The organism is Streptomyces sp. W16 (assembly GCF_033194735.1).
In the GTDB taxonomy this organism is placed as follows: Bacteria; Actinomycetota; Actinomycetes; order Streptomycetales; family Streptomycetaceae; genus Streptomyces.
In genome coordinates this window covers 1-1,866 of record NZ_JAWOAI010000981.1, presented here as the reverse complement: position 1 = coordinate 1,866, position 1,866 = coordinate 1, and the positions used below count along the sequence as shown (strand labels likewise).

Here is a 1,866-nt window from a genome sequence, read left to right as displayed (position 1 = left end):
CGGCCTCCGCGCCGGGCGGCAGCGGGGCGCCTGTCATGATGCGGGCGGTCTGGCCGGGCCCAACGTGGAGCGGCTCGGCCTGGCCTGCCGCGACGTCGCCGATCACCGTGAGGACGGCCGGGAACTCCTCGCTCGCGCCCGCGACGTCCGTGACCCGCACCGCGTAGCCGTCCATCGAGCTGTTGTCGAAGGGCGGGAGCGAGACCGGCACCGTGATGTCCTCGACCAGGACGCAGCCCTGGGCGTCGAGCAGTTGCAGCTCGATGGGTTCCAGGGGGCGGACGGTCGCGAGGATGTCCTCCAGGTGCTCGTCCACCGTCCAGAGGTGGTCGGGTCCTGTGGTGCGGGTCGCGGGGGTGCTCAACGTTGCTACATCTCCTCGGCTACGTAACTGCGAAGCCAGGCGCGGAAGTCCGGGCCCAGGTCTTCACGTTCGCACGCGAGTCTGACAATGGCACGCAGATAGTCGCCCCGGTCGCCGGTGTCATAGCGGCGGCCCTTGAAGACGACGCCGTGCACGGGGCCGCCGATCTTCTCGTCGGTGGCCAACTGCTGGAGGGCGTCGGTGAGTTGGATCTCGCCGCCGCGGCCGGGCTCGGTCTTGCGCAGTATGCCGAAGATGTGGGGGTCGAGGACGTAGCGGCCGATGATCGCGTAGTTCGACGGGGCGTCGGCCGCCTCCGGCTTCTCGACCAGGCCGGTGACCTTGACGACATCGTCGTCCGCGGTGGCTTCCACGGCCGCACAGCCGTAGAGGTGGATCTGTTCAGGTGCGACCTCCATGAGGGCGACAACGCTGCCGCCGTGCCGCTCCTGGACCTCGACCATGCGCGCGAGAAGGGGGTCCCGGGGGTCGATCAGGTCGTCCCCGAGGAGGACGGCGAAGGGCTCGTGGCCGACGTGCGGGGCCGCGCACAGGACCGCGTGGCCGAGGCCCTTGGGGTCGCCCTGGCGGACGTAGTGCATGGTCGCGAGGTCGCTGGACTCCTGGACCTTGGCCAGCCGGCTCGCGTCGCCCTTCTTCTGGAGGGCGGATTCGAGTTCGTAGTTGCGGTCGAAGTGGTCCTCAAGAGGACGCTTGTTGCGTCCGGTGATCATGAGTACGTCGTCGAGCCCCGCCGACACGGCCTCTTCGACCACGTACTGGATCGCGGGCTTGTCCACGACCGGCAGCATCTCCTTGGGAGTTGCTTTCGTGGCCGGCAGGAACCTGGTGCCGAGACCGGCTGCGGGAATGACAGCCTTGCTGATCCTGGGGTGCGACTGAGTCATGCCCGAACCTTATCCGGTGCCTTTGTGATGAATCTGTGGCTCCGGTTAATACGCTCTCATATGAGCACATTGGGAAGGATACGGGTGGGACCTGTGCGTCACCTAGGACATGAACCCGAGCCTGACAAGCGAATGTTGCGACGAGAGTTCCTCGCGGTGAGGAACAGGTTGACGGCCGATGACGTGCGGGAAGCCGCCGCGGCGCTCGCCGGCCGCGCGCTGGAACTGCCCGAACTGGCGCACGCGCACACGGTGGCGGCGTACGTCTCCGTAGGGAGCGAACCCGGAACGCTCGCGCTCCTGGACGCACTCCGCGCGCGGGACGTCGAGGTCCTGCTCCCGGTGCTCCTCCCGGACAACGACCTGGACTGGGGTGCCTACGACGGCGAGGGCTCGCTCGCAAGGGTCCAACACGGCGGAAAGATGGCCCTGTTCGAGCCGTCCGGGAAGCGGCTCGGCCCGGACGCCGTGACGGCCGCCGACGTCGTCCTGCTGCCCGGTCTGGCGGTCGACGGGCGCGGGATGCGGCTGGGGCGCGGCGGGGGGTCGTACGACCGGGTGCTGGAGCGGCTGGAGCGGGCGGGCGCGCATCCC

2 protein-coding genes and 1 pseudogene are annotated in these 1,866 nt (G+C 69.0%); 1 reads left to right on the top strand and 2 read right to left on the bottom strand.

Going from position 1 to position 1,866, the window contains the following annotated elements; translation table 11 throughout:
- Both R6V09_RS52200 and galU read right to left on the bottom strand, forming a co-directional pair.
- Nucleotides 1-364 (bottom strand): annotated as a pseudogene (locus R6V09_RS52200) (gephyrin-like molybdotransferase Glp); the annotation flags it as partial.
- A 5-nt stretch (nucleotides 365-369) separates the two neighbouring features.
- Nucleotides 370-1,272 (bottom strand): UTP--glucose-1-phosphate uridylyltransferase GalU, encoded by a 903-nt coding sequence (galU, locus tag R6V09_RS52195; RefSeq protein WP_317888411.1) that lies wholly within the window; start codon nucleotides 1,270-1,272, stop codon nucleotides 370-372.
- Nucleotides 1,273-1,404: 132 nt separating this feature from the next.
- On the opposite strand from galU, the gene R6V09_RS52190 reads away from it, so the two are divergent.
- On the top strand, nucleotides 1,405-1,866 hold a 462-nt coding region (locus tag R6V09_RS52190), incomplete at its 3' end, for a 5-formyltetrahydrofolate cyclo-ligase (RefSeq protein ID WP_317888410.1).